Raw genomic sequence first — 19709 nt, 5'->3', positions numbered from 1 at the left:
AAGATGTGAGGACGTAACCGCCTCGTCGTCTGAACTTCGGCGCCAGCTCCGAGCTTCCGACTGCCGACGAGCGCAGGAGCCCGCTGATGCGGCTTTGTCAGCTACCGCGACAACACTACGAAAGGCTTCGAGCCGCGCTTCGAGCAACTGCCATTGCATGATCGGGATCCACTGTGTCGCCGCGCTTGAGGTGACGAAGTGCGTGAGCATACGACATTGCCAAGAACTCACGCTGATCTCTGCCGTCAACGGCCCAGGTTCTGCAACGCTCCACGACAGATTGCTGGCGCGCGTCAGGCAAGTAGTTTCCCTCAGCCCAGTTTTCGTAGCGCAGCACCCTTCCGTCTCTCACCAACGGAGACCCCGGATGAAAGAGGAAGCTCATTTCGAGGGTTACAGGATCCAGAATTGCCGGAGCGACGTCGGTGTACGCGAAATCGACGAGCATAGGGCGGAGGCCCTCGACTACGAGAATATTCTCGCCATGAAGGTCGCCATGCGTCACCGCATGCTCAAGGACAACCTCCAGCTCCTCGATTTCGACGAACTCTGACAGGTCCATGCCCAATTCCCTCACCTGCGCGTCCGGAAGGTGAACCCGACGCAAGTCGCCGATCGAACACGTATGCGACTCTCTCATGCGCCACGGAAGCAAAACAGCGTCGAGGCGTGCGATAGCCTCGACGGCGTTCTCCTCGCTAACGTCCGATAGCGCAAACAAGTCGACTGGGTCCGTCGCGAGGCCCGAGAAGTACGCTCCCTTGTCACGCAACCCTGCCTGGACTACCTCTAGCGTGGGCGCCCAGTTAGCGATCTCCAGAAAGCCCTCTACGAATCGCTTCTGGCGCGAGACTTCATCGAGAACCCAGTCCAGCCGGTTGACCTTGACAAAGACCCTTTTAGGTGGCCTATCGGTCGAACGCATCACAACGACTGCATTGATTGAGCCGGAGAGCCCAGAAGCCTTGGCCACCTCAACTGTAGAGAATCCGTGGCCCACCGCATACTGAGCGATTGCACGCTCCAGCATGGAGTCAATCTCTTCCCCGCCGGTTACATCAACTGCAGACAGCGCGCCCACCCCAACGCGGATGGGCTCAAGCCGAGACCGGAAGCCCACCAGCGCTCCTTTAACAGCCGCCTGACACATGGGCAAGCGCGGCGCACCGAGGACCGGAAACACGTCTGCTGTAGCCGTGTACGGGTCTACCTTCTCTACTGTGCCATGCCCGGAAAGAATAACTATCGGAGTTCCGGGCTGGTGCGCCTGAATCTCAGCAACCACTCGGAGGCCATGTGACTCCTGAGTGCTGAGATCGCCACGTCGTGCAGGAATTTTAAGGTCGCAGACTGCCAGGTCGAATTGCGAACCCTCGACAAGAGCGATGGCCGACTCCGCATCGGCCGCCCAGGCAATCTCCGCGCCCGGAAGCGCACTCAGTATGTCGTCGACAGTCGCCGCTTTGCTCTCCTCATTATCCTCGACCAGTAGCACTCGGAGGTCTGAAGTGCGGATCACTGCGGCCACCTCACTTCAGCAGCCGTGCCGCCGTCACGTCGGGGCTTCAGCGTGATCGTGCCCCCTAGGGAGCTAACAGCCTGCATTGCGGTCGGCAACCCGAGCCCGAAGTGACCAGCACCGCTGCGGGACGTGGTGCCAACTTCGAACGCCGCCGTGAGGCCATCCTCCGGCAACCCGTCCCCCTCGTCCAGAACGGATATCCACGCAGTCTGCTCGTTTCGCCCCCAAGTAATGACTACCGGTTTGTCTGAGTTCGCTGAAGCCTCAACAGCGTTGCGCACAACATTCACGAGAGCCAAAGTCACAAGAGCCGGATCCCCATTGACGAGCGTCGCATCCGTGCGCGCAAGCGAAACGTCCATCTCTGCAAAACCTTCCATCCTGACGTGCTTAGCAACGTGTTCCGTCAGATCGAACTGCGTCAGCCGGGGCGACTCGGCCGCCTCCCCTAGGGCCTGCAACGCGGCCAAGAGATCGCCCATGCGTTCGACCGCAGCGCCTGTCTCTCCAGTTTCGTAGCGAGCCCCAAGCTCACGGCGCGCGGCGCGATCAATCGACTGGAGAACCGGCCGAACCTCGTGGATTACCCGTTTTGTCGCCATCTGGAGCGCCTCAGAGTACACAGCCGCAATACCTTCTTCAGAACTTACCGACGCGCTACCCCCAAGAGACTGCGGAGTTCCAGTTGTGATGCGGAAAATGGCGCGATCAAGCGTCCGCTGCGACCACGAGTCGGCCTCCCTCGCGCGGGCACCTCGAAGCGCATCGAGCTGCTCGGATGTTCCGTGATCCAGCAGATATCGCGCTGCACGAAGTCGCGCCGTCGGCGAGGAGGCTTCGAGCAGTCGCACCGCATCAGAAAGGTTCAAGGGCGCTCTCTATCCTCCCGATAGAAGTGCGCCCGGGCCGCAAACGCGTCCGCTCCACCTTCCATGATCTCTGAGATCGCGTGCACGGACAGAGGTGCGTCGAGTTCATCCGCTGAGACGGCCCGCCCGCTCTCGCCATCCGAATCCATCACAATGACGCGCGCCGCTTCTCCCAGAACGGGAATGTTCGCATTGTGAGACGAGAGGATTGTTTGGGCGTGACCCTCGCGTCGACGAATCGCAGCGATCAGCGTCGATGTGATGAAGGCATTATCCAGGTGGTCTTCAGGCTGATCGACCACGAGAGCTTCGCCGTCCAGCGCCAACAAGATCGGCAGGATGACCGTGCACCGCTGGCCGATAGACAAATGCTCGACGGGCTTATACTCGGGTCCATCGAGGAGCTCGAGCTGCACATGATCGTCTACGTCACTCGAGACTACAGAAGCAATGCCGCCTTGACGCATCGCGGAGATGACTGCCGCCGCTCGATCAACTGCAATGCCGGCGGCCTCCGCCAACTCCGACGTTGCGGAACGCTCAACCCAATCGACGAGCTCAAACGGTGCAACCGCCTCGGCCAGAAGTGGCGCCAGATTCTTGTGGTGAAGTCCGCTTCCGCGCAAGCTGGCCACGATCGCGGAGGTATACGCGTCCAGCCTCACCCCCGATGTGACGGTCACCCGAATCTGTGGAGACAGCGAATCGTTCAGGCGCTGCGCTACCTTTTGGCGAGCGAGCAGCCGCTCTGCACGGCCCCCGATGAGGTTCTCGTATGCTTCGGCTCGACGTTCTTTGAGCGCATCAAGACGCTTGATGAACCCGACACGTCTTGCTCGAAGAGCATCCAGTTGTCCCTTGCGCTCCTCTATTTGCTGCACTCTTCGAGTCGCCTGGCTGAGGCCGTCTTGAGTCGTGTCGAGCCTTTGACGAACTGCTCGCGACTCGTCATCAAGTTCCGCGCGCCTCATCGACGCCGCACTGATTTCAGAGTCGAGCGCTTCAATAGCAAACTCGATGTTCTTCGATGCCTCCGCTAGGAACGTTTCGGCGCGCTCCGCATGAGCGATGCTCGAGCTTCCGACGATGACGCTAGCGATGCTGCTACGCAAATCAGCCGCCCGGCTCTGTACCCGAGCGTTGTCTTGACCGAGCTCCGTTAGGCCAGTGTGGGCGTATTGAAGCTGGTTTTCGCGCTGCACCAGCTCGTTGAGTTCCGTCTGAGCATTCTCGAGCTGCAAGCGCTCGGAGTCAGTCGCGGTCGACTTGGCGAGAAGCGCTCGCTGCTCAGACTTGGCTTCGAGGAGCTGAAGTTCCACCTCTTCGGCCCCTGTGAGCGCTTCGTCAGCTTTACCGAGTTCGATCAGGGCGATCCCGATCTCGTCGGTCAGAGCTGCTGTGAGTTCGGCCGCCGCCCGCACGCCGGCATCCTGCGCTCTCGATGTTGGAATAAAACGGTCGATGAGCGAAAGCCTGCCTGCGGGACTCACGCCAATGGTCTCGATCTCATTCTGCGCGAGAACTGTGCAACTTGGGAGCGACCCAAGGGTGGTCGTCGTTGCGCCTTCCGACGTTCGGGTAACGGACCAGTGATGATCGCCGTCACGAACCGTGACCGTTACTGCCCCGCCATCGAGCGTCGCCACAGCCTGTTGCTCGCCCTTCCGGCCTGCTTCAGTGGTGAACGATCCGGCGTCAAGCGCGTACCGGATCAACTCAATCACCGATGTCTTTCCTGCGCCTCGCGAGCCGATAAGCACGTTGAGTCCAGGCGCGAGAGAGACGTCCAGACCTCCTAGGAATCCTTCGTTCTCGACCTGGATTCGCTCGATGAATCGCACAGTTGCCCCTCCACCCCTCGCCGTATCGCGACCCGCACGTTGGTTGCCTACCCGACTGAGTGGCTGTGCGGACGGCCCTTCAACCTATTCTGGCCGACTTCGCGACAAACATCTTGTTCTTCGGCGACTACCTCGGATGCGAGCGAGCCCCCTCTTCGATGCCGACGGACTTCTACATGGATCTCAACAGTCTTACGACGAACGAGCAGCCAAGCGCTTGGCTGGAGCGTTCAGTGTCAAGCCTGAGGACGATACGGTGCTGCTTCCGTTCCTCTACCTGCGGATTATCTGGACGCAGTGTGGGCGGAGCCGGCCGTGAAACTCGTTACGACCTTGCCGTACAGGCGTCTCAGAAACGGTTGGTTCCATCTCGGGTTAGGGGACATCGAGGCCCGGTTACCCGCCGAGCCGGACATCCTCAGCGTCATCGAGGCCTACGCCCACGAAGGGACCGAGCCATTCGTTCGACTGGTAGATGACGCGCTGCTTTGATCGCCTCCACAGGGCGGCCCTTTGAATCGTCTGACCTGCACTATGGCCTGGTTACCCGTGGTCGTCTGAGGACCGGGCTGGTTCTGCGATGTCCGCCCCGTCCGATAGATTCCCGCTGTGACCGAACATCAGCCCAGCTCTCCCGAGGAAACGCGCTGGATTGCGGCACTCGACCACTTAGTAGGTACTGACGTTTTCCGCGTCGATGCGCGCGAAGACGAGGAGCGTCTGCCCTCGCTATGGAGTCGGCTCCGTCAACTCGCCGATGATGCAGAGTTACCGGATGCCAACGAGGTCGCCTCACTCTTGAGTCGAGTCGCCTCCTTCATCGCGCGACCCGATGACTGGGCGCAGCCATACGAACCGATGGTGGCTCTTCAGGAAGGGCGGTCAACGATTCCGAACGACCTCACCGAGGAAGAGCTATCGATTCTCGGGAACATCACGCCACTGTTGCCCGACACGATGCTCCGTGTGCGAGTCGCCGATGTCCTCGCTGTCTGCTCGTCAGGACGGGAGCGGATGAAGTGGTACGAGATCGAGCTAGATGCGCTTTGCGATCTGCCGGCGAAGGCGACTGCACGGCCGCGTGAGACTGATGCTTGGGATCGCGCTTTGCTGGTCGCGCGCCGACACGGGGTTGTCTTCGACGAGCACCTCGATCGTCTCGTCTCAGCGCTGTCGGGATTCGTCTTCTCCGCCAACGTGTCTGAGCATCCGGGTGCCGTCGCTGACCTCTTGGTGAAGCACAACCTTGCCCGATCGGATGCAACCGACATCGCCGAGCGCCTTCGCGAGCTCGCAGCCGAGTTCAGCAAGTCGAACCTTGACGCCTATCGCGCCTACCGACGTCGAGCCGCTCAATGGTTCGACATCGCCAAGGATCTTGATCAGGCCAACATTGAACGGCTCGCGATCGTTCGGAGCTACATCGCAGAAGCAGAGGCTCTCGATGCCCACGCGGAGGCAGGATCCCATGCACGCTCCGGGCACCTCTATGAGCAAGCGCTGAAGGCGCTCCGACTGATCCCGCGCCGGCGACGAGAAGCGCTCGGGGTGGGCGATCTGACAGCGGATCTCGCACGTCGCATTCGATCCTCCGGCGCCGCCACCCTCGGAATGATGGGAGTCTTCGAGTCCGACCCCGTGGATCTGGCGGATCTTCGCGCAGCGAGCAGGTCGAAGGTCAGCGGCAAGGAACCTCTCGCAGCGCTGCGGGAGTTTATTGACCTTGCGTCGTTCGCTTCCTATGAGGATGACCACAAGCAGGCCGAGGAACTCATCCAAGAACATCCCCTGCAGAGCCTGTTCTCCAACACACACTTCTCCCATGACGGACGAGTGATCCACCGTTCCAGCGGACGCGGCGGAGAGCCCATCTATGGGGAGGATCCGTCCGTGTGGCGGCAGATGATCCAGATTTACGAGTTTCGCATTTCGTTGACGGTCCAAGGAGCTCTGGCGCCCGCGTGGGTGGCCCTCAGCAACGACCATCGACTTTCGGTCGGTGACTTCCTGCAGCTGACTCAACAGAGCTCGATCGTTCCTTCCGACCGAGAGCGACTCTTTGCCCAGGCCCTGTACTACGGGTACGACGGAGACTTCATCACTGCGGCACAACTGCTCGCGCCGCAACTGGAGCACCTCGTGCGCCTCCACCTTCGAAACGCCGGTCAGTCAACCACCACGATGGATGAGCGCGGGATCGAGAACGAGATCGGCCTATCCGCGCTCATGACGCGCGACTCTACAACTGAGATCTTCGGCCCGAACCTTGCATACGAAATTCGCGCGCTCTTTTGCGGCCCGATAGGACCGAACCTGCGCAATCAGTACGCCCACGGACTCAGCAATGATTCAGTTGTCGGCTCGGCCGAGGCACTGTACTGCTGGTGGTTCATGCTGAGACTCGTGTTCGTCACGTTCTGGAATCACATGCACGACGCGCAAACGGCCGACAGCCATGAGCCTGCCGAGCGCTCACAGGCTGAACCGGAGGACGGTGGCGCCTGACGGGTAGACGGACCTTTTCCGGCTACCCGTTCAATCCGGATCCAGCCCCTGCAGATAGATCCTCGCTCGAAGATCTACCCGCTCGAAGAGCCTCGACGAGAGCGTGTGCCTCGACATTTGACCCCAGCGACCTTCCTTTTCCGGGTTGCTGCGATCGCCATGTCGTCCTTCAGCATGGGCCCCTCCCCCCGAAATCGCCCCGCGACGTCAACGCCTCGTAGTTGGAAGCACGTTGCCAGGGGCAGGCTCCGCGGATGAGCCTTCGCGTCGGAGTGTGGCTTCTTGACATCTGCTGCCATGGAGGCAGAACGAAGCACGATTGCGGCACCGAACAATTCCGTGACCAAACCGTTGCATTCGTTATCTCGCCGTTATAGAGTGATCGCACGGTGAATGTTTGCTGTGGCATACACCGCATGTGATTGCAGGACACTCTTGGTGCAAGGGACAAGGGCCGGTCGGGAGCCTCTCCGACCGGCCCTTTACTGTTGCCAGTACGCTGTTCCCATGACCGATCGCAAGCTCGCCCTCGAGGCATGGGAGAGCCTGTTCCGCGCGCAGCACGAGCTGTTCACCGAGATGAACGCCGACTTCGAGGACACTGATCTCGGCCAGGCCGAGTACGACGTGCTGCTCACCGTCACGCGCTCCCCTGGAATGTCCGCGCGCCTGCGCGACGTGACCGCGAACATGCTCATCAGCCAGCCGAGCGTCTCGCGACTGATCGACCGGATGGTTTCCCGCGACCTCGTCTCGAAATGCCCCGACCCCGATGACGGACGCGGCGCGCTGATCAGGGCGACGGATGCCGGCGCCAAGGCGTTCCGCAGCATCGCGACGGTGCACGGTCGATCGATCGCCGAGCGGATGTCGCGCCTCGACGACGCCGAGCTGAAGACGCTCCGCGACCTGGCCGAGAAGCTCCGGGCTCGCTGACCCTCGCCCTCCGGTCTGCAGCCCCGACGGCCCCTGCGCTTTTCTGGCAGGGTGGAGCGTGAACGCCCGCGCGGCCGCGCCGGCATCCAAGACCGCCCCCTCGGGGGGAACCAGGGAGGTCATCCATGGAGATCGCCGGAATCGTAGGCATCCTCATCATCGTCGGGATCGGCATAGCCGTCGCTATCGTCGTCCTTCTCATCCTGCTGCTGTTCGCACGCAGCTGGATCAAGGTCGCGCGCGCCGATGAGGCGCTCGTCATCTCGGGGCGCAAACAGAAGGTGGCTCGCGCCGTCATCTCGGCCGACGGCACGACGACGGACGAGATGTCGGAGTCGCCCGTCACGGTCATCGTGAACGGCAAATCGCTGGTGAACCCGATCACGCAGCGTCACGAGATCATCTCGCTGCGCTCGCGCCAGGTCTCACTCAACGCCGAGGCCCAGTCGCTCGACAGCGTCACGCTCAACGTCGACGGCGTCGCGATCGTGAAGATCGGCTCCGACCCCATCCTCGTCCGCCGCGCCGCAGAGCGTTTCGCCTCGCAGGACGCCGCGATCGAGCAGTTCACCACTGAGCAGCTCGAAGGTGCGCTCCGCGGCATCGTCGCGACGCTCTCGGTCGTCGAGCTGATGCGCGAGCGCAAGAAGTTCTCCGACCAGATCGCCGCCGACGTCTCGCAGGAGCTCGCCGAGCAGGGCCTGATCCTCGACTCGTTCCAGATCAAGGGCATCACCGACGCGGTCGGCTACATCCAGTCGCTCGGTGCTCCCGAGATCCAGGCGAAGCGTCAGTCGGCCGAGATCTCGCAGACCAACGCCGACCGCGCGATCAACCAGAAGAACATCTCGAACCAGGAAGCCAACCTGATCGAGCAGACCGCGCTCGACACGAACACGGCGAACTCGAACGCCGGCATCGGCCGTGCGCGCGCCGAGGCCGAGCAGGCCGAGAACCTCGCCCGCGAGCAGGCTCAGCAGGCTGTTCTCCAGCAGCAGGCCGAGAACCGTCAGGCTCAGCTCGACGCCGACGTCAAGCGCGTCGCCGACGCCCAGCGGTACGAGGCCGAGACCCGCGCGCAGGCCGAGCTCTACACACGTGAGCGTGCGGCCGAGGCCGGCGCGATCGAGCAGGTCAAGCAGGCCGAGGCCCGCACCCGCATCGCCGAGCAGCAGGCCCAGGCCGACAAGGCCAAGGCCGACGGTGAAGCCGCAGCCGCGATCGCCCGTGCGACCGGTGAGGCAGACGCACTGCGCGCCCAGGCCGAGGCCGAGTCCGAAGCTCGCCGCCTGCGTGCGAACGCCGAGGCCGACGCCATCCGCGCCGAGGGTGAGGCGCGAGCCGCGGCCGTCGAGGCCGAGGCGAAGGCCATCGCCTCCAACCAGGACGCATTCCTCTCGCAGCGCGTGCTCGATGTGCTGCCGTCGATCATGGCGGAGTTCTCGAAGGGCTACGCAGCGATCGGCAGCGTCTCGATCGTCGGCGGCTCGAGCGAAGACGGCGCGTCGAACCTCGTCGGCGCCGACAGCGCCAAGGCACTGAAGTCGGTGTTCGACAGCGTCAGCTCGGCGACCGGGCTCGACCTCGCGTCGATCATCCAGGGACAGGCCGTGGGCCGTGGCATCGGAGAGGGTGTGGCGCAGGCATCCGCCCCGGCGCCGACCCGCCAGCCGAAACCCACGACTCCCCCGCCGGCCGCATCGGCACCGGCTGCTCCTGCCTCGGAGTAGTCAGCACACGGAGTACAGCGGATGCCGCGACCGATCGGTCGCGGCATCTTCTGCATCCTGCTCGTTCCGGCAGACTGGAGCGGTGCCGACCACCGCCTTCGACCTCGCCGCCATCGGCGAAGGACTCTCCTTCGCCGCGGCGGTCGATGAGCTCTCCTCGGCTCTCGACGTACACCGATCAGTCGTCGTCAGCGCACCCCCGGGCACCGGCAAGACCACGCTCGTGCCGCCGCTCGTCGCATCGCGGACGACGGGTCGGGTGATCGTCACCCAGCCCCGCCGCGTCGCCGCCCGCGCGGCCGCCCGACGACTCGCTCACCTCGACGGCACACCGCTCGGCACCCGGGTGGGCTTCACCGTCCGCGGCGAGCGCTCCGCAGGACGCGAGACACGGGTCGAGTTCGTCACGGCCGGAGTGCTGCTGCGGCGAATGCTCGACGACCCGGGTCTCGACGGGGTGGGCGCCGTGATCATCGACGAGGTGCACGAGCGGGCACTCGAGACCGACCTGCTTATCGGCCTGCTCTCGGAGGTGCGCGAGCTGCGCGACGACCTCACGGTCATCGCTATGTCGGCGACCCTCGATGCGCCTCGCATCTCGGCCGTCCTGGGCACGGACGAGCACCCCGCACCGATCATCGACCACGACGTCCCCGCCTTCCCGCTCACCGAACGCTGGGCTCCGAGTCCCGTGCCCCGACTGGACGAGCGCGGGGTCACCTGGGGGTTCCTCGATCACGTCGCCGCGACCACGGCATCCGCCGCCCAGGAGCTCATCCGAGACGACCCCGAGGCCGACGTGCTGGTGTTCGCACCGGGCGCTCGCGAGGTGTCGGAGATCGCGCGCCGCATCCGCGACACGAACGGCGCGTTCGACGTGCGCGAGCTGCACGGTCAGATCCCGGTCGCTGATCAGGATGCCGTGATCCGCGGCCGCGCACCGGACGCTCCTGCGCGCATCATCGTCACGACGTCACTCGCCGAGTCCTCACTCACGGTGCCGGGCGTGCGCCTGGTCGTGGACAGCTGCCTGTCGCGGCAGCCGCAGCGCGACGCCGCCCGCGGCATGACTGGCCTCGTGACCACCGCAGCCTCCCGCTCGTCCTGCGTGCAGCGTGCGGGGCGCGCCACCCGCCAGGGCCCCGGCACGGTGATCCGTTGCGTCGACGAACGCACCTACGCGGCGGCTCCTGCGCGTCCGGCTCCCGAGATCGCGGTGACCGACCTCGCGGATGCCGCCCTGCTGCTCGCCTGCTGGGGTGCCCCCGGCGGCGCCGGCCTGCGGATGATCGACCCGCTGCCCGCCCCGAACCTGGCCGATGCTCTCGCCGTGCTGCAGGGTCTCGGCGCGATCGACGACGAGGGTCGAGCCACCGCGGAGGGTCGCATCCTGGCGCGCATCCCGACCGATCCGCGGCTCGCCCGCGCTCTCCGCGACGGGAGCCCGGCGGTCGGGGCGCGACTCGCGGCCGAGGTCGTCGCACTCTTGGGTGGTGATCTGCGCATCGCCGAGGCCGACGTCGCCCAGGCGATCATCGCCCTTCGCGGCGGTCGGGCGCCGGACGCCCGCCGGTGGCGCAGCGACGCCGATCGCCTCGAGCGCATGGTCCGCCCGACTCCGGGAATCCGTGGGGATCTCGACGGGGTCGGCCTCGTGATCGCTCTCGCCTTCCCCGAGCGGATCGCCCACCGCGTCGACCGCACCGCCGAGGGCGCGACATTCCTGCTGGCATCCGGAACCCGTGCGGGAGTGCGCGGTCCGCTCGCGGCGGTCGAGTGGCTCGCCGTCGCCGACGTCGCGCGTGCCTCGGCGCGTGCCGCAGCGGGTTCCGGCGCGATCATCCGGTCCGCGGCCGTGCTCACCGAGGCGCAGATCGAGAGCGCCGCGAGTCACCTCATGACCGACCGCGTCGAAGCGGAGTTCGTCGGTGGCCGCGTGCAGGCCCGTCGCGAGCGCCGCATCGGTGCGATCCTGCGCTCCTCGGCACCGGTGCGCGCATCGGCCCAGGAGGGACGGGATGCCGTGCGCCGGGCGATCCGGCGAGACGGTCTCGGCATGTTGTCGTGGTCCGAGGGTGCAGACGCCCTGCGCCGCCGTCTGACTCTGCTGAGACGAGAATTCGGCGATCCCTGGCCCGACGTCTCGGACATCGGATTGACCGAGACGCTCGATGTCTGGCTGGCGCCGGAGCTCGATGCCCTCGCGGGTGGCGCGCCCGCGAGCCGGCTGGATCTGACGTCGGCCCTTCGCCGACTGCTCCCCTGGCCCGAGGCCGTGCGGCTCGATGAGCTCGTTCCCGACCGCCTCGAGGTGCCCACCGGCTCCCGCATCCGCATCGACTACCCGCCGCACGATGAGGCGACCGCGCGCCCTGTCGTCGCCGTGAAGCTGCAGGAGTGCTTCGGTTGGGCCGAGACCCCGCGCCTGGTCGACGGGCGGGTGCCGGTGCTGTTCCACCTGCTGTCTCCCGCAGGGCGCCCGCTCGCGGTCACCGACGACCTCGCCTCGTTCTGGTCGGGCCCGTACGCCCAGGTGCGCGCCGAGATGCGCGGGCGCTACCCGAAGCACCCGTGGCCGGAGGATCCCTGGGCCGCGGCACCGACCAGGCACACCAAGAACCGCTCCGCGCGGGGCACTCCCTAGTCGAGCAGATGCCGCAGGTAACGCGGCGGATCTTGCAGGAACGACCGCCAGTGGTTCACGATCTCGAGGTCGTTCCATTCGGCGGGACGGATGCCCCAGTCGCCCACCTCGAGGATCCGAGCCCCCGGCAGCGCGGCGAGCACCGGCGAGTGGGTGGCGCAGAGCACCTGGCCGCCCTCGTCGACGATGCGCTGCAGCACGGCGATGAGGGTGAGCGTCGACTGGAACGACAGCGCTGCTTCGGGTTCGTCGAGACAGTAGAAGCCCGGCTCGTCGAATCGGCTCTCGAGGAGGGCGAGGAACGACTCGCCGTGACTCATCTCGTGGAACGGCACATCTCCCCGTGGCGAGGGGTTCTCTTCGAGGTACGTGTAGAACGAGTGCATCGTCTCGGCCCGCAAGAAGAATCCCCAGCGGTTGGCTCCGACACCTCGTTGCAGCTGCAGCCACTCCGACAGCGGCGACTCGGTGGGTCGTGTGCTGTGTCTCGCGAACTTCGAACCGCCCTCGGGCGAGAGACCGTAGGCGATCGCGATGCCCTCGACGATCGTGGACTTGCCGCTGCCGTTCTCACCGACGAGGAAGGTGACACCGGGCGAGAGGTCGATCCCCTCGTTCAGCACCTGGGCCACCGCAGGGATGCTCGTCGGCCAGACCCTCCCGGGCTCGGGGGCATCGTCGTTCGCCCGAACGGCGACGACCGGCTGCTCTCGTCGACGACGGCTGCCGGGGGTCCAGATCGATTCCATGCGTTCCTCCTCCGAAGGAGGCTAGCCGCAGCCACCGACTCGACGGTCGGGCGGTCGGCTCAGCACTCGATGACGTTGACCGCGAGCCCGCCCTCGCTGGTCTCCTTGTACTTCGTCGACATGTCGATGCCGGTCTGACGCATCGTCTCGACGACCGCATCCAGCGAGACGTAATGACTGCCGTCACCGCGAAGGGCGAGTCGTGTCGCCGTCACCGCGGTGGAGGCTGCGATCGCGTTCCGCTCGATGCACGGGATCTGCACGAGGCCGCCGATGGGGTCGCAGGTGAGTCCGAGGTGATGCTCCATGGCGATCTCGGCAGCGTTCTCGATCTGCCGGTTCGTGCCGCCCATCACGGCGGTCAGGCCGCCGGCGGCCATCGCGCACGCCGAGCCGACCTCGGCCTGGCATCCACCCTCGGCCCCTGAGATCGATGCGTTCGCCTTGAACAGCGATCCCAGAGCAGTGGCGGTGAGCAGGAACCGTCGGATGCCGCGGCGACGGTTCGCCTCGGCGAGCGCGTCGGGGTCGTCGATCGCTCCGACGGCGACGAGCGACGCCTCCGCACCGAAGCCGAGCAGTGCACTGCCGACGAGCTCGCCGTACGGCGTGACCGCATTGCCGGCGCCGAGGCCGGAATCCGCGAGGAACCGCCACCAGTACATCGCGACGGCGGGGAGGATGCCGGCTGCACCGTTCGTCGGCGCGGTGACCACCCGACCGCCCGCCGCGTTCTCCTCGTTGACGGCGAGAGCGAAGGCACCCAGCCACTCGCCCGGAAGCTCGCGGTGCCCATCGGCCTCAGCCTCTTCGAGCTGCCCGCGGATCGCGCTCGCGCGGCGCTTGACCTTGAGCATGCCCGGAAGCACCCCGTCGGACTGCAGGCCGTTGTCGACGCAGGCTGCCATCGCATCCCAGATCGCGTCGAGCCCGGCTGCGACGTCCTCCTCCGAGCGCTGCGCCGTCTCGTTCAGGCGAGCGATCTCGGCGATCGACAGTCCGTGCTCGTCGCAGAGCGCGAGCAGCGATGCGGCGTCTTCATAGGAGTACGGCAGCGGAGCCGCAGAGATCTTCGCCTCCTCGCCGTCCCGACGGATGAACCCGCCGCCGACGGAGTAGTACGTCTCCTCCGCCACGACCTGCCCGTCGGCATCCCACGCGGTGATCGTCATGGCGTTCGGGTGCCCGGGCAGACGGGTGCGCGGTTCGAAAACGATGTCCGTCTTCGAGAAGGGGATCTCGTGCGTGCCGTCGATCCGCACAGTCGCACCCTCGCGAAGGTCGGTCCAGGCGGCGCGCACCTCCGACGGATCGCAGGTCTCGGGGGCGAGACCGCGCAGGCCCGCGACGACGGCATCGGGCGTGCCGTGTCCGATGCCGGTGGCGCCCAGCGAGCCGTACAGCGTGCACCCGACGCGTGCGACGCGGTCGAGCGCCCCGGTCTCGCGAAGGCGGTGCGCGAACTCGAGTGCCGCCCGCATCGGCCCGACCGTGTGGGAACTCGAGGGGCCCACTCCGATGGAGAAGAGATCGAAGGCCGAGACGTACGCTGTCACCTTCCCAGAGTACGTCGTGATCCGCACCGCGGACGATCCGGACGCCGCCGTCAAGCCCCTTCATCCCCGCGCACCGAGACTCCATCCTGGTCAGGCACTCGATGCGAAAGGACGATCATGACCGACAACACATCCGCACAGGACCCGACCTCCAGCGCCGCCCCAGAGGCTCAGACCCCGACGCCCACGCCGTCGTCCGGCGACGCCGGGGAGTTCAAGACCCCAGGCGAGAGCACGGAAGCCCCCGCGGAGGCGGAGTCCCCGGAGGACGCCGATCCGTCGGAGATCCCCGACAACGACGCGCTCGAAGAGCCGAGCACTGAGAAGGAACCGTCGGAGGAGCCCAAGGCCCCGACACGCAACGACCCCGAGCCCGACCATGAGGCGGTCGGGATCGGGGTCATCGACGGTCCGGAGACCGACGAGGGCGACTGAGCGACTCCTACCTCGCTCAGGCCCTCCACTCCCGTCGCGATCTCTGTCGCGCAGAGGGCATCAGCACGACGGATCGCGCGACGGGAGCGAGTTCGGATGCGGGCTACTCGACGAGCTTGCCCTCGGTGTCGACCTCGCGCATGAGCTCCGCGATCTCTGAGGGGATCTCGGGGATCGGCTCGTGCGTCACGCCGCCCGTGGGCGACCAGACGAGGTTGACCTGCAGTGTGGGGTCGGTGTCGGGATAGTCGCTGCGGTTGTGGCATCCGCGCGTCTCACGACGTTCGAGTGCGGCCTCGATCGTGGCGCGGGCGGCGAGCGCCGACGCCTTGAGGTCGAAGGCATGCGCGAGATCCTGGAAGCCCGCGATGTCGGGATGGATGCCGATGTCCTCCATGCGCCCCTCGATCATGTCGAGATCGGCGAGGGCGGCACGGAGCCCCTCCTCCGACCGCACGACACCGGCGTGCTGGGTCATGGTGTTGCGGATCGCGCGCTGCAGGGCTCGCACGTTCTCCCGGCCGTCCGCCGCGAGCAGGTCGTCGATCTCGGCGCGGGCCTGAGCCACGGCATCCGCTGACCGACGCTGCGCGTCGAGACCCGCCGCGTGCGCCATGGCTGCCTGGCCGACGATGCGGCCGTAGACGAGCAACTCGATCAGCGAGTTGCCGCCGAGGCGGTTGGCGCCGTGCAGACCGCTCGATGCCTCGCCGATCGCGTAGAGCCCGTCGACATCGGTCTGGTGGTCCTCCGGACGCACCCACACGCCACCCATCGAATAGTGCGCGGTGGGCGCGATCTCGATCGGCTCGGTGGTGATGTCGAGCATCTGCAGCTCCATCATCGTCTGGTAGACGCGAGGCAGGCGGGTCATGATCGTCTCGCGCGGCAGGTGCGACACGTCGAGCCAGACACCGCCGTTCTCGGTGCCCCGACCCTCGGCGATCTCGGTGTAGGCAGCGAGCGCCACGCGGTCGCGGGTCGAGAGCTCCATGCGCTCAGGGTCGTACTTCGACATGAAGCGCTCGCCGAGGGCATTGCGCAGGATGCCGCCCTCGCCGCGCGCGGCCTCTGAGATGAGGGTGCCGGCGGCGTTCTCGGGCTCGATGATGCCTGACGGGTGGAACTGCACGAGTTCGGGGTCGCGCAGTCGGGCACCTGCCTCGACCGCGAGGCGGAACGAGTCGCCGGTGTTCTCGTCGCGGCGCGAGGAGGTGCGACGCCAGATGCGGTTGTGTCCGCCCGCGGCCAGGATCACGGCATCCGCGTGGATCAGGTAGCGCGTGCCGTCGGACTGGTCGAAGCCATAGGCGCCGAACACGACGTTGTCGCGCACGAGCAGCCGCGTGATGTAGACGTGGTCGAGGATAGGGACCTCGAGCTGCTCGGCCTTGGTGACGAGGGTGCGCTGGATCTCGAGACCGGTGTAGTCCCCCGCGAAGGCGGTGCGGCGGAAGGTGTGCGCGCCGAAGAACCGCTGCGAGATGCGCCCGTCGTCTTCTCGGGCGAAGTCCATGCCCCAGCGCTCGAGGTCGCGGATGCCGCGCTCGGCCCCCTGCGTCACGATCTCGACCGTGTGGGGGTTGGCGAGCAGGTAGCTCTCCTTGATGGTGTCGGCGGCGTGCTGCTGCCAGCTGTCGCCTTCGTCCATGGTTCCGAGAGCGGCATTGATGCCGCCGGCGGCGAGAGAGGTGTGGGCATCCTGTCGGGGGCGTTTGCCGACGGCGAGGACGTCGATGCCGTGTTCGGCTACCTCGATCGCCGCGCGCAGCCCGGATCCGCCGGTCCCGATGACCAGGACCGTGGTGGAGATCTGACGTTCGCGAGTACTCATGCATTCGACGCTAGTTAGGGCGACCTAATAACTCCAATGCATTGTTCTACTGGTATCGATAGACTGCAGGCATGAACCTCGAGCAGCTCCGCGGGTTCGTCGAGGTCGCCCGCCTCGGCCACTTCACCCGCGCCTCCGAGCACCTGCATCTCGCCCAGCCGTCACTGAGTCGACAGATCTCGACGCTGGAGCGCGAGCTCGGGGCCGAGCTCTTCCACCGGGCTCGCGGCCACATCGCGCTCACCTCCGCCGGCGAGGCGCTCCTCCCCCGCGCACAGCGGATGCTCGCGGAATCCGATGCCATCCGCGAGGAGATGGGCGAGCTCGCGGGTCTCCGCCGCGGGCGCGTGCGTCTCGGCGCTCCTCCCACGCTCTGCATCAGTCTCGTCGCCGAGGCGATCAGCACCTTTCACGCCGCGCACCCCGGCGTCGACCTGCACCTCACCGAGAGCGGCTCACGACTGCTGGTCGACCAGCTCGCCGTCGGCGCGGTCGACATCGCGCTCATCACCGAGTCGGAGGGGCCTCCGCCCTCGGGGTTCAGCCTGTCGCGGATGCCGCTGCTCACCGAGGAGCTCGTCGTGGTCTCGGCAGCATCCGAGCCCCCGGTGTCGTCGTCCTCGTCGATGAGTCTCGCTCACCTCGCCACCCTCCCCCTGATCGCCCTCGACGAGACCTATGAGCTGCGGGCGACGACGGATGCGGCGTTCCGCTCGGCCGGGTTGACCCCGAACTTCGTTCTCGAAGGCGCGGAGATGGATGCTCTGCTGCGTTTCGTCGAACGAGGCGTCGGCGTTGCGGTGGTTCCGGCGATGGTGCTCCTCGACCAGCCGGCACTGCGGTCGGTGCGACTCACGCATCCGATGATGAGGCGCACCGTGAGCCTGGCCCACCGCGCCGATGTCACCCCGGCGATCGCCGTCGCCGCGATGCGTCACGCGATCGTCGCGACGGCCGCTGAGGTCGCCAGACGCGACCCCGCGATCACGAGCCTGCTCGAGTGACGTAGCTCAGCCGGCGAACATGCGAATGAGCCGGACCACCAGCAGACCGACGGACACGATCAGCCCCAGGTAGCCGAGGCCGAGCCCGACGATGGCGGCTGCGCGGAATGCGCCGTGACGCCGCGCGGACGCATGGCTGATCAGCACAGCGGCTGCGGCGATCGCGATCGCTATGAGGTAACCCACGATGCCGCTCGGCAGCGCGTAGAGCGAGACGATCGCCACGACGCCGCACACCAGGCCGACGACATGCCACGCCCGGTTGTTCTGAGTCTGCTCGGGAACCGTCATGAGAACGAGCCTACCGAGCCGCAGCGCCGGGATGCTTGTGCGCACTTCTCCGAAAACGCAAAACCCCCGCCGCTTTCGCGACGGGGGTTTCACCTCATCTGTGCGCCCGAAGGGACTCGAACCCCTAACCTTCTGATCCGTAGTCAGATGCTCTATCCATTGAGCTACGGGCGCTCCTGGACCGCTCAGCGGGCCGTGGAACAGCCTATAACAGTCCACACTCGAATGCGAATCGAGCAGGGTCAGTCGTCGTCATCGGGGACGGTCTGCTTCTTCTTGCGCTTGGCTTTCGCGCGCTGCAGAGACGACAGAGCCTGCAGGTCGACGAGGCGGAGCGCCTGCATCCGGGCCTCGCGCATCCGCTCGTAGTCGGGGTCCTGATCGGGACGCATGCCCTCGACGTGCAGCCGACGATCGAGGTTGTGGCGCACGTCGGCCCAGGCGCCCTCTCGGGCCTCCTCGACGATCGCGCGCAGCGCAGCCTCGTTCTCCATCGTCTCGCGCAGCTTGGTCGCGACTCCGTGGGACTGCTTGGCGCGGCGACGGAGGTTGCGCACGTCGCGGTCGCGGTAGTCATGCGTTCCGGAAGGGTCGGAATGGCGACCGCGAGCGCGCTTGCGCAGTTCGGTCAGGTTGCGCTCGACCTCTTCGGACTCCTCGGCCATCGCCCGCAGCGCTTCTCGCGCGTCGGCGACGTACTTGTCGGTGTCGAACACACCGTTCTCGGCGATCGTGCCGATGAGGATGTGATTCTTCACGGCGAGGCGCGCGGCAGCGGTCGCGATCGCAACGCCTTCGGCGATGGCATCCGCAGTTCGTCCCACCGCTACCTCCTCTCTTCGAGCGTACCGGTATCGCTCCCCGATGCAGTGGGCCAGAATGGATCGGAATCGGGTCGCCATGCCCGGCTCCACGACCTGCGGCACTCCCGAACGCCGCCAGGAGGCTTGCAATGAAGCGTCTCACCCTCACCGGAAGCACCACCGTCATCACGGGGGCCGCGAGCGGCATGGGCGCGGAGATCGCACGCATCCTCGCGGCCGACGGCGTGCACCTCGCCCTGGTCGACCACAACGTGGAGTCTCTGGAGACCGTGGCCGCAGGGCTCAGGGGCACGACCGTCACCACGCACGTCGTCGATCTGCGCGACGATGACGCCGTCTTCGCCGCAGTGGACGAGATCACCTCGACTCACCCGCACGTGAACGCACTGATCACGTGCGCTGGCTCCTCGATGCTCGGAACCCTCGACCAGCTGACCATGGAGGAGATGCGCTGGCTGACCGATGTGAACCTCTGGGGCACGGTGTCGATCACCAAGGCGCTGCTGCCGACGCTCCGCAGGGAGCGCGCCGCGCACATCACGCACCTCGCGAGCATCTATGCGCTGGCGGCCCCTGCCGGCCGAATCCCCTACGCACTCAGCAAGTACGCCGTGCGAGGGTTCTCCGAGGCGCTCCGCCACGAGCTCGAGGGATCCTCGGTCACCGTCGGCGCGATCTATCCGGCAGGCGTGCGCACGGGAATCATCCTGCACGGCCGGTACGCGGCGGCCATCGACCCCGCGGTGGCGGCTCGGGCGGCGGCCGCGCAGGCGGCGATGTACCACACCGAGCCCACGGATGCCGCGGCGCAGATCGTGCGAGCGACCGAACGACGTCGGGCGCGCACCATGGTCGGCCGGGAGGCGCGCCTGGTCGACATGCTCGTGCGCATCGCGCCGGCGGCCTACTGGCGCGTGATGCGGCGCCCGCTGCGCGAGGCGGTCGACACGACCACCCCGATCCGCTGAG

The 19709-nt window shown here is 66.3% G+C and carries 15 protein-coding genes and 1 tRNA gene; 7 read left to right on the top strand and 9 right to left on the bottom strand.

Translation table 11 applies throughout. The annotated features are described in order from the left end of the window. Positions 1–115: 115 nt before the first annotated feature. Genes RQG77_RS11640 through RQG77_RS11630 form a run of 3 tightly spaced genes read right to left on the bottom strand, consistent with a single transcriptional unit; the run spans position 116 to position 4232 of the window. Positions 116–1519: a response regulator gene (locus RQG77_RS11640; RefSeq protein ID WP_311244864.1), complete on the bottom strand. Its 1404-nt coding sequence runs from the start codon at positions 1517–1519 to the stop codon at positions 116–118. Then, positions 1516–2391 (bottom strand): HAMP domain-containing sensor histidine kinase, encoded by an 876-nt coding sequence (locus RQG77_RS11635; protein ID WP_311244863.1) that lies wholly within the window; start codon positions 2389–2391, stop codon positions 1516–1518. Before RQG77_RS11635 ends, RQG77_RS11640 begins: the two co-directional genes overlap by 4 nt. After that, positions 2388–4232 (bottom strand): AAA family ATPase, encoded by a 1845-nt coding sequence (locus tag RQG77_RS11630; protein ID WP_311244862.1) that lies wholly within the window; start codon positions 4230–4232, stop codon positions 2388–2390. Before RQG77_RS11630 ends, RQG77_RS11635 begins: the two co-directional genes overlap by 4 nt. 609 nt (positions 4233–4841) lie before the next feature. Between RQG77_RS11630 and RQG77_RS11625 the strand changes: the two genes are divergently transcribed. From RQG77_RS11625 to hrpB, 4 genes are all read left to right on the top strand, one after another. Next, the gene (locus RQG77_RS11625) at positions 4842–6737 is read left to right on the top strand and encodes a DUF4209 domain-containing protein (protein ID WP_311244861.1); all 1896 of its coding nucleotides are present in this window, start codon (positions 4842–4844) and stop codon (positions 6735–6737) included. Positions 6738–7244: 507 nt separating this feature from the next. Further along, complete coding sequence (locus RQG77_RS11620) at positions 7245–7673, top strand: MarR family transcriptional regulator (protein ID WP_311244860.1); 429 nt, start codon at positions 7245–7247, stop codon at positions 7671–7673. 125 nt (positions 7674–7798) lie between these two features. After that, positions 7799–9403 (top strand): SPFH domain-containing protein, encoded by a 1605-nt coding sequence (locus RQG77_RS11615; protein ID WP_311244859.1) that lies wholly within the window; start codon positions 7799–7801, stop codon positions 9401–9403. An 82-nt stretch (positions 9404–9485) separates the two neighbouring features. Then, complete coding sequence (gene hrpB / locus RQG77_RS11610; RefSeq protein WP_311244858.1) at positions 9486–12047, top strand: ATP-dependent helicase HrpB; 2562 nt, start codon at positions 9486–9488, stop codon at positions 12045–12047. Here the strand turns inward: hrpB and RQG77_RS11605 are convergent. Together RQG77_RS11605 and RQG77_RS11600 are read right to left on the bottom strand one after the other, a co-directional pair. Further along, positions 12044–12796 carry an AAA family ATPase gene (locus RQG77_RS11605; RefSeq protein ID WP_311244857.1) on the bottom strand — a complete coding sequence of 251 codons (753 nt, stop codon included), beginning with the start codon at positions 12794–12796 and terminating at the stop codon, positions 12044–12046. The two genes, hrpB and RQG77_RS11605, sit on opposite strands and share 4 nt — an antisense overlap. A 59-nt stretch (positions 12797–12855) precedes the next feature. Beyond that, complete coding sequence (locus tag RQG77_RS11600) at positions 12856–14352, bottom strand: L-serine ammonia-lyase, iron-sulfur-dependent, subunit alpha (RefSeq protein WP_311244856.1); 1497 nt, start codon at positions 14350–14352, stop codon at positions 12856–12858. 117 nt (positions 14353–14469) lie between these two features. Here RQG77_RS11600 and RQG77_RS11595 point away from each other — a divergent pair, with 117 nt between their 5' ends. Continuing rightward, the gene (locus tag RQG77_RS11595; RefSeq protein WP_311244855.1) at positions 14470–14787 is read left to right on the top strand and encodes a hypothetical protein; all 318 of its coding nucleotides are present in this window, start codon (positions 14470–14472) and stop codon (positions 14785–14787) included. A gap of 103 nt (positions 14788–14890) precedes the next feature. Here RQG77_RS11595 and RQG77_RS11590 read toward each other — a convergent pair whose 3' ends face one another. After that, positions 14891–16621 (bottom strand): FAD-dependent oxidoreductase, encoded by a 1731-nt coding sequence (locus RQG77_RS11590; RefSeq protein ID WP_311244854.1) that lies wholly within the window; start codon positions 16619–16621, stop codon positions 14891–14893. Between the two features lie 71 nt (positions 16622–16692). On the opposite strand from RQG77_RS11590, the gene RQG77_RS11585 reads away from it, so the two are divergent. Further along, positions 16693–17625 (top strand): LysR family transcriptional regulator, encoded by a 933-nt coding sequence (locus RQG77_RS11585; RefSeq protein WP_311244853.1) that lies wholly within the window; start codon positions 16693–16695, stop codon positions 17623–17625. A 6-nt stretch (positions 17626–17631) separates the two neighbouring features. Here RQG77_RS11585 and RQG77_RS11580 read toward each other — a convergent pair whose 3' ends face one another. From RQG77_RS11580 to RQG77_RS11570, 3 genes are all read right to left on the bottom strand, one after another. Beyond that, positions 17632–17916, bottom strand: a complete 285-nt coding sequence (locus tag RQG77_RS11580) for a hypothetical protein (protein ID WP_311244852.1) — start codon at positions 17914–17916, stop codon at positions 17632–17634. 101 nt (positions 17917–18017) lie between these two features. Further along, positions 18018–18090, bottom strand: a tRNA-Arg gene (locus RQG77_RS11575). Between the two features lie 68 nt (positions 18091–18158). Beyond that, entirely contained in the window at positions 18159–18740 is a 582-nt protein-coding gene (locus tag RQG77_RS11570) for an asparagine synthase (RefSeq protein ID WP_311244851.1), read from the bottom strand. Positions 18741–18868: 128 nt separating this feature from the next. On the opposite strand from RQG77_RS11570, the gene RQG77_RS11565 reads away from it, so the two are divergent. Then, positions 18869–19708 carry an SDR family oxidoreductase gene (locus tag RQG77_RS11565; protein WP_311244850.1) on the top strand — a complete coding sequence of 280 codons (840 nt, stop codon included), beginning with the start codon at positions 18869–18871 and terminating at the stop codon, positions 19706–19708. The last annotated feature ends 1 nt before the right edge of the window (position 19709 follow it).

This window comes from Microbacterium sp. WCS2018Hpa-23, assembly GCF_031843845.1.
Classification (GTDB): Bacteria; Actinomycetota; Actinomycetes; order Actinomycetales; family Microbacteriaceae; genus Microbacterium.
Note: the sequence above shows the minus strand (reverse complement) of the source record. Positions and strands in the feature narration are given on the sequence as shown.

Excerpts from the sequence above, each read along its gene's own strand:
- RQG77_RS11615 (WP_311244859.1), top strand. The coding sequence starts at position 7,799 with ATGGAGATCGCCGGAATCGTAGGCATCCTCATCATCGTCGGGATCGGC.
- RQG77_RS11585 (WP_311244853.1), top strand. The coding sequence starts at position 16,693 with ATGAACCTCGAGCAGCTCCGCGGGTTCGTCGAGGTCGCCCGCCTCGGC.
- RQG77_RS11590 (WP_311244854.1), bottom strand. The coding sequence starts at position 16,621 with ATGAGTACTCGCGAACGTCAGATCTCCACCACGGTCCTGGTCATCGGG.
- RQG77_RS11620 (WP_311244860.1), top strand. The coding sequence starts at position 7,245 with ATGACCGATCGCAAGCTCGCCCTCGAGGCATGGGAGAGCCTGTTCCGC.
- RQG77_RS11595 (WP_311244855.1), top strand. The coding sequence starts at position 14,470 with ATGACCGACAACACATCCGCACAGGACCCGACCTCCAGCGCCGCCCCA.
- RQG77_RS11565 (WP_311244850.1), top strand. The coding sequence starts at position 18,869 with ATGAAGCGTCTCACCCTCACCGGAAGCACCACCGTCATCACGGGGGCC.
- RQG77_RS11605 (WP_311244857.1), bottom strand. The coding sequence starts at position 12,796 with ATGGAATCGATCTGGACCCCCGGCAGCCGTCGTCGACGAGAGCAGCCG.
- RQG77_RS11580 (WP_311244852.1), bottom strand. The coding sequence starts at position 17,916 with ATGACGGTTCCCGAGCAGACTCAGAACAACCGGGCGTGGCATGTCGTC.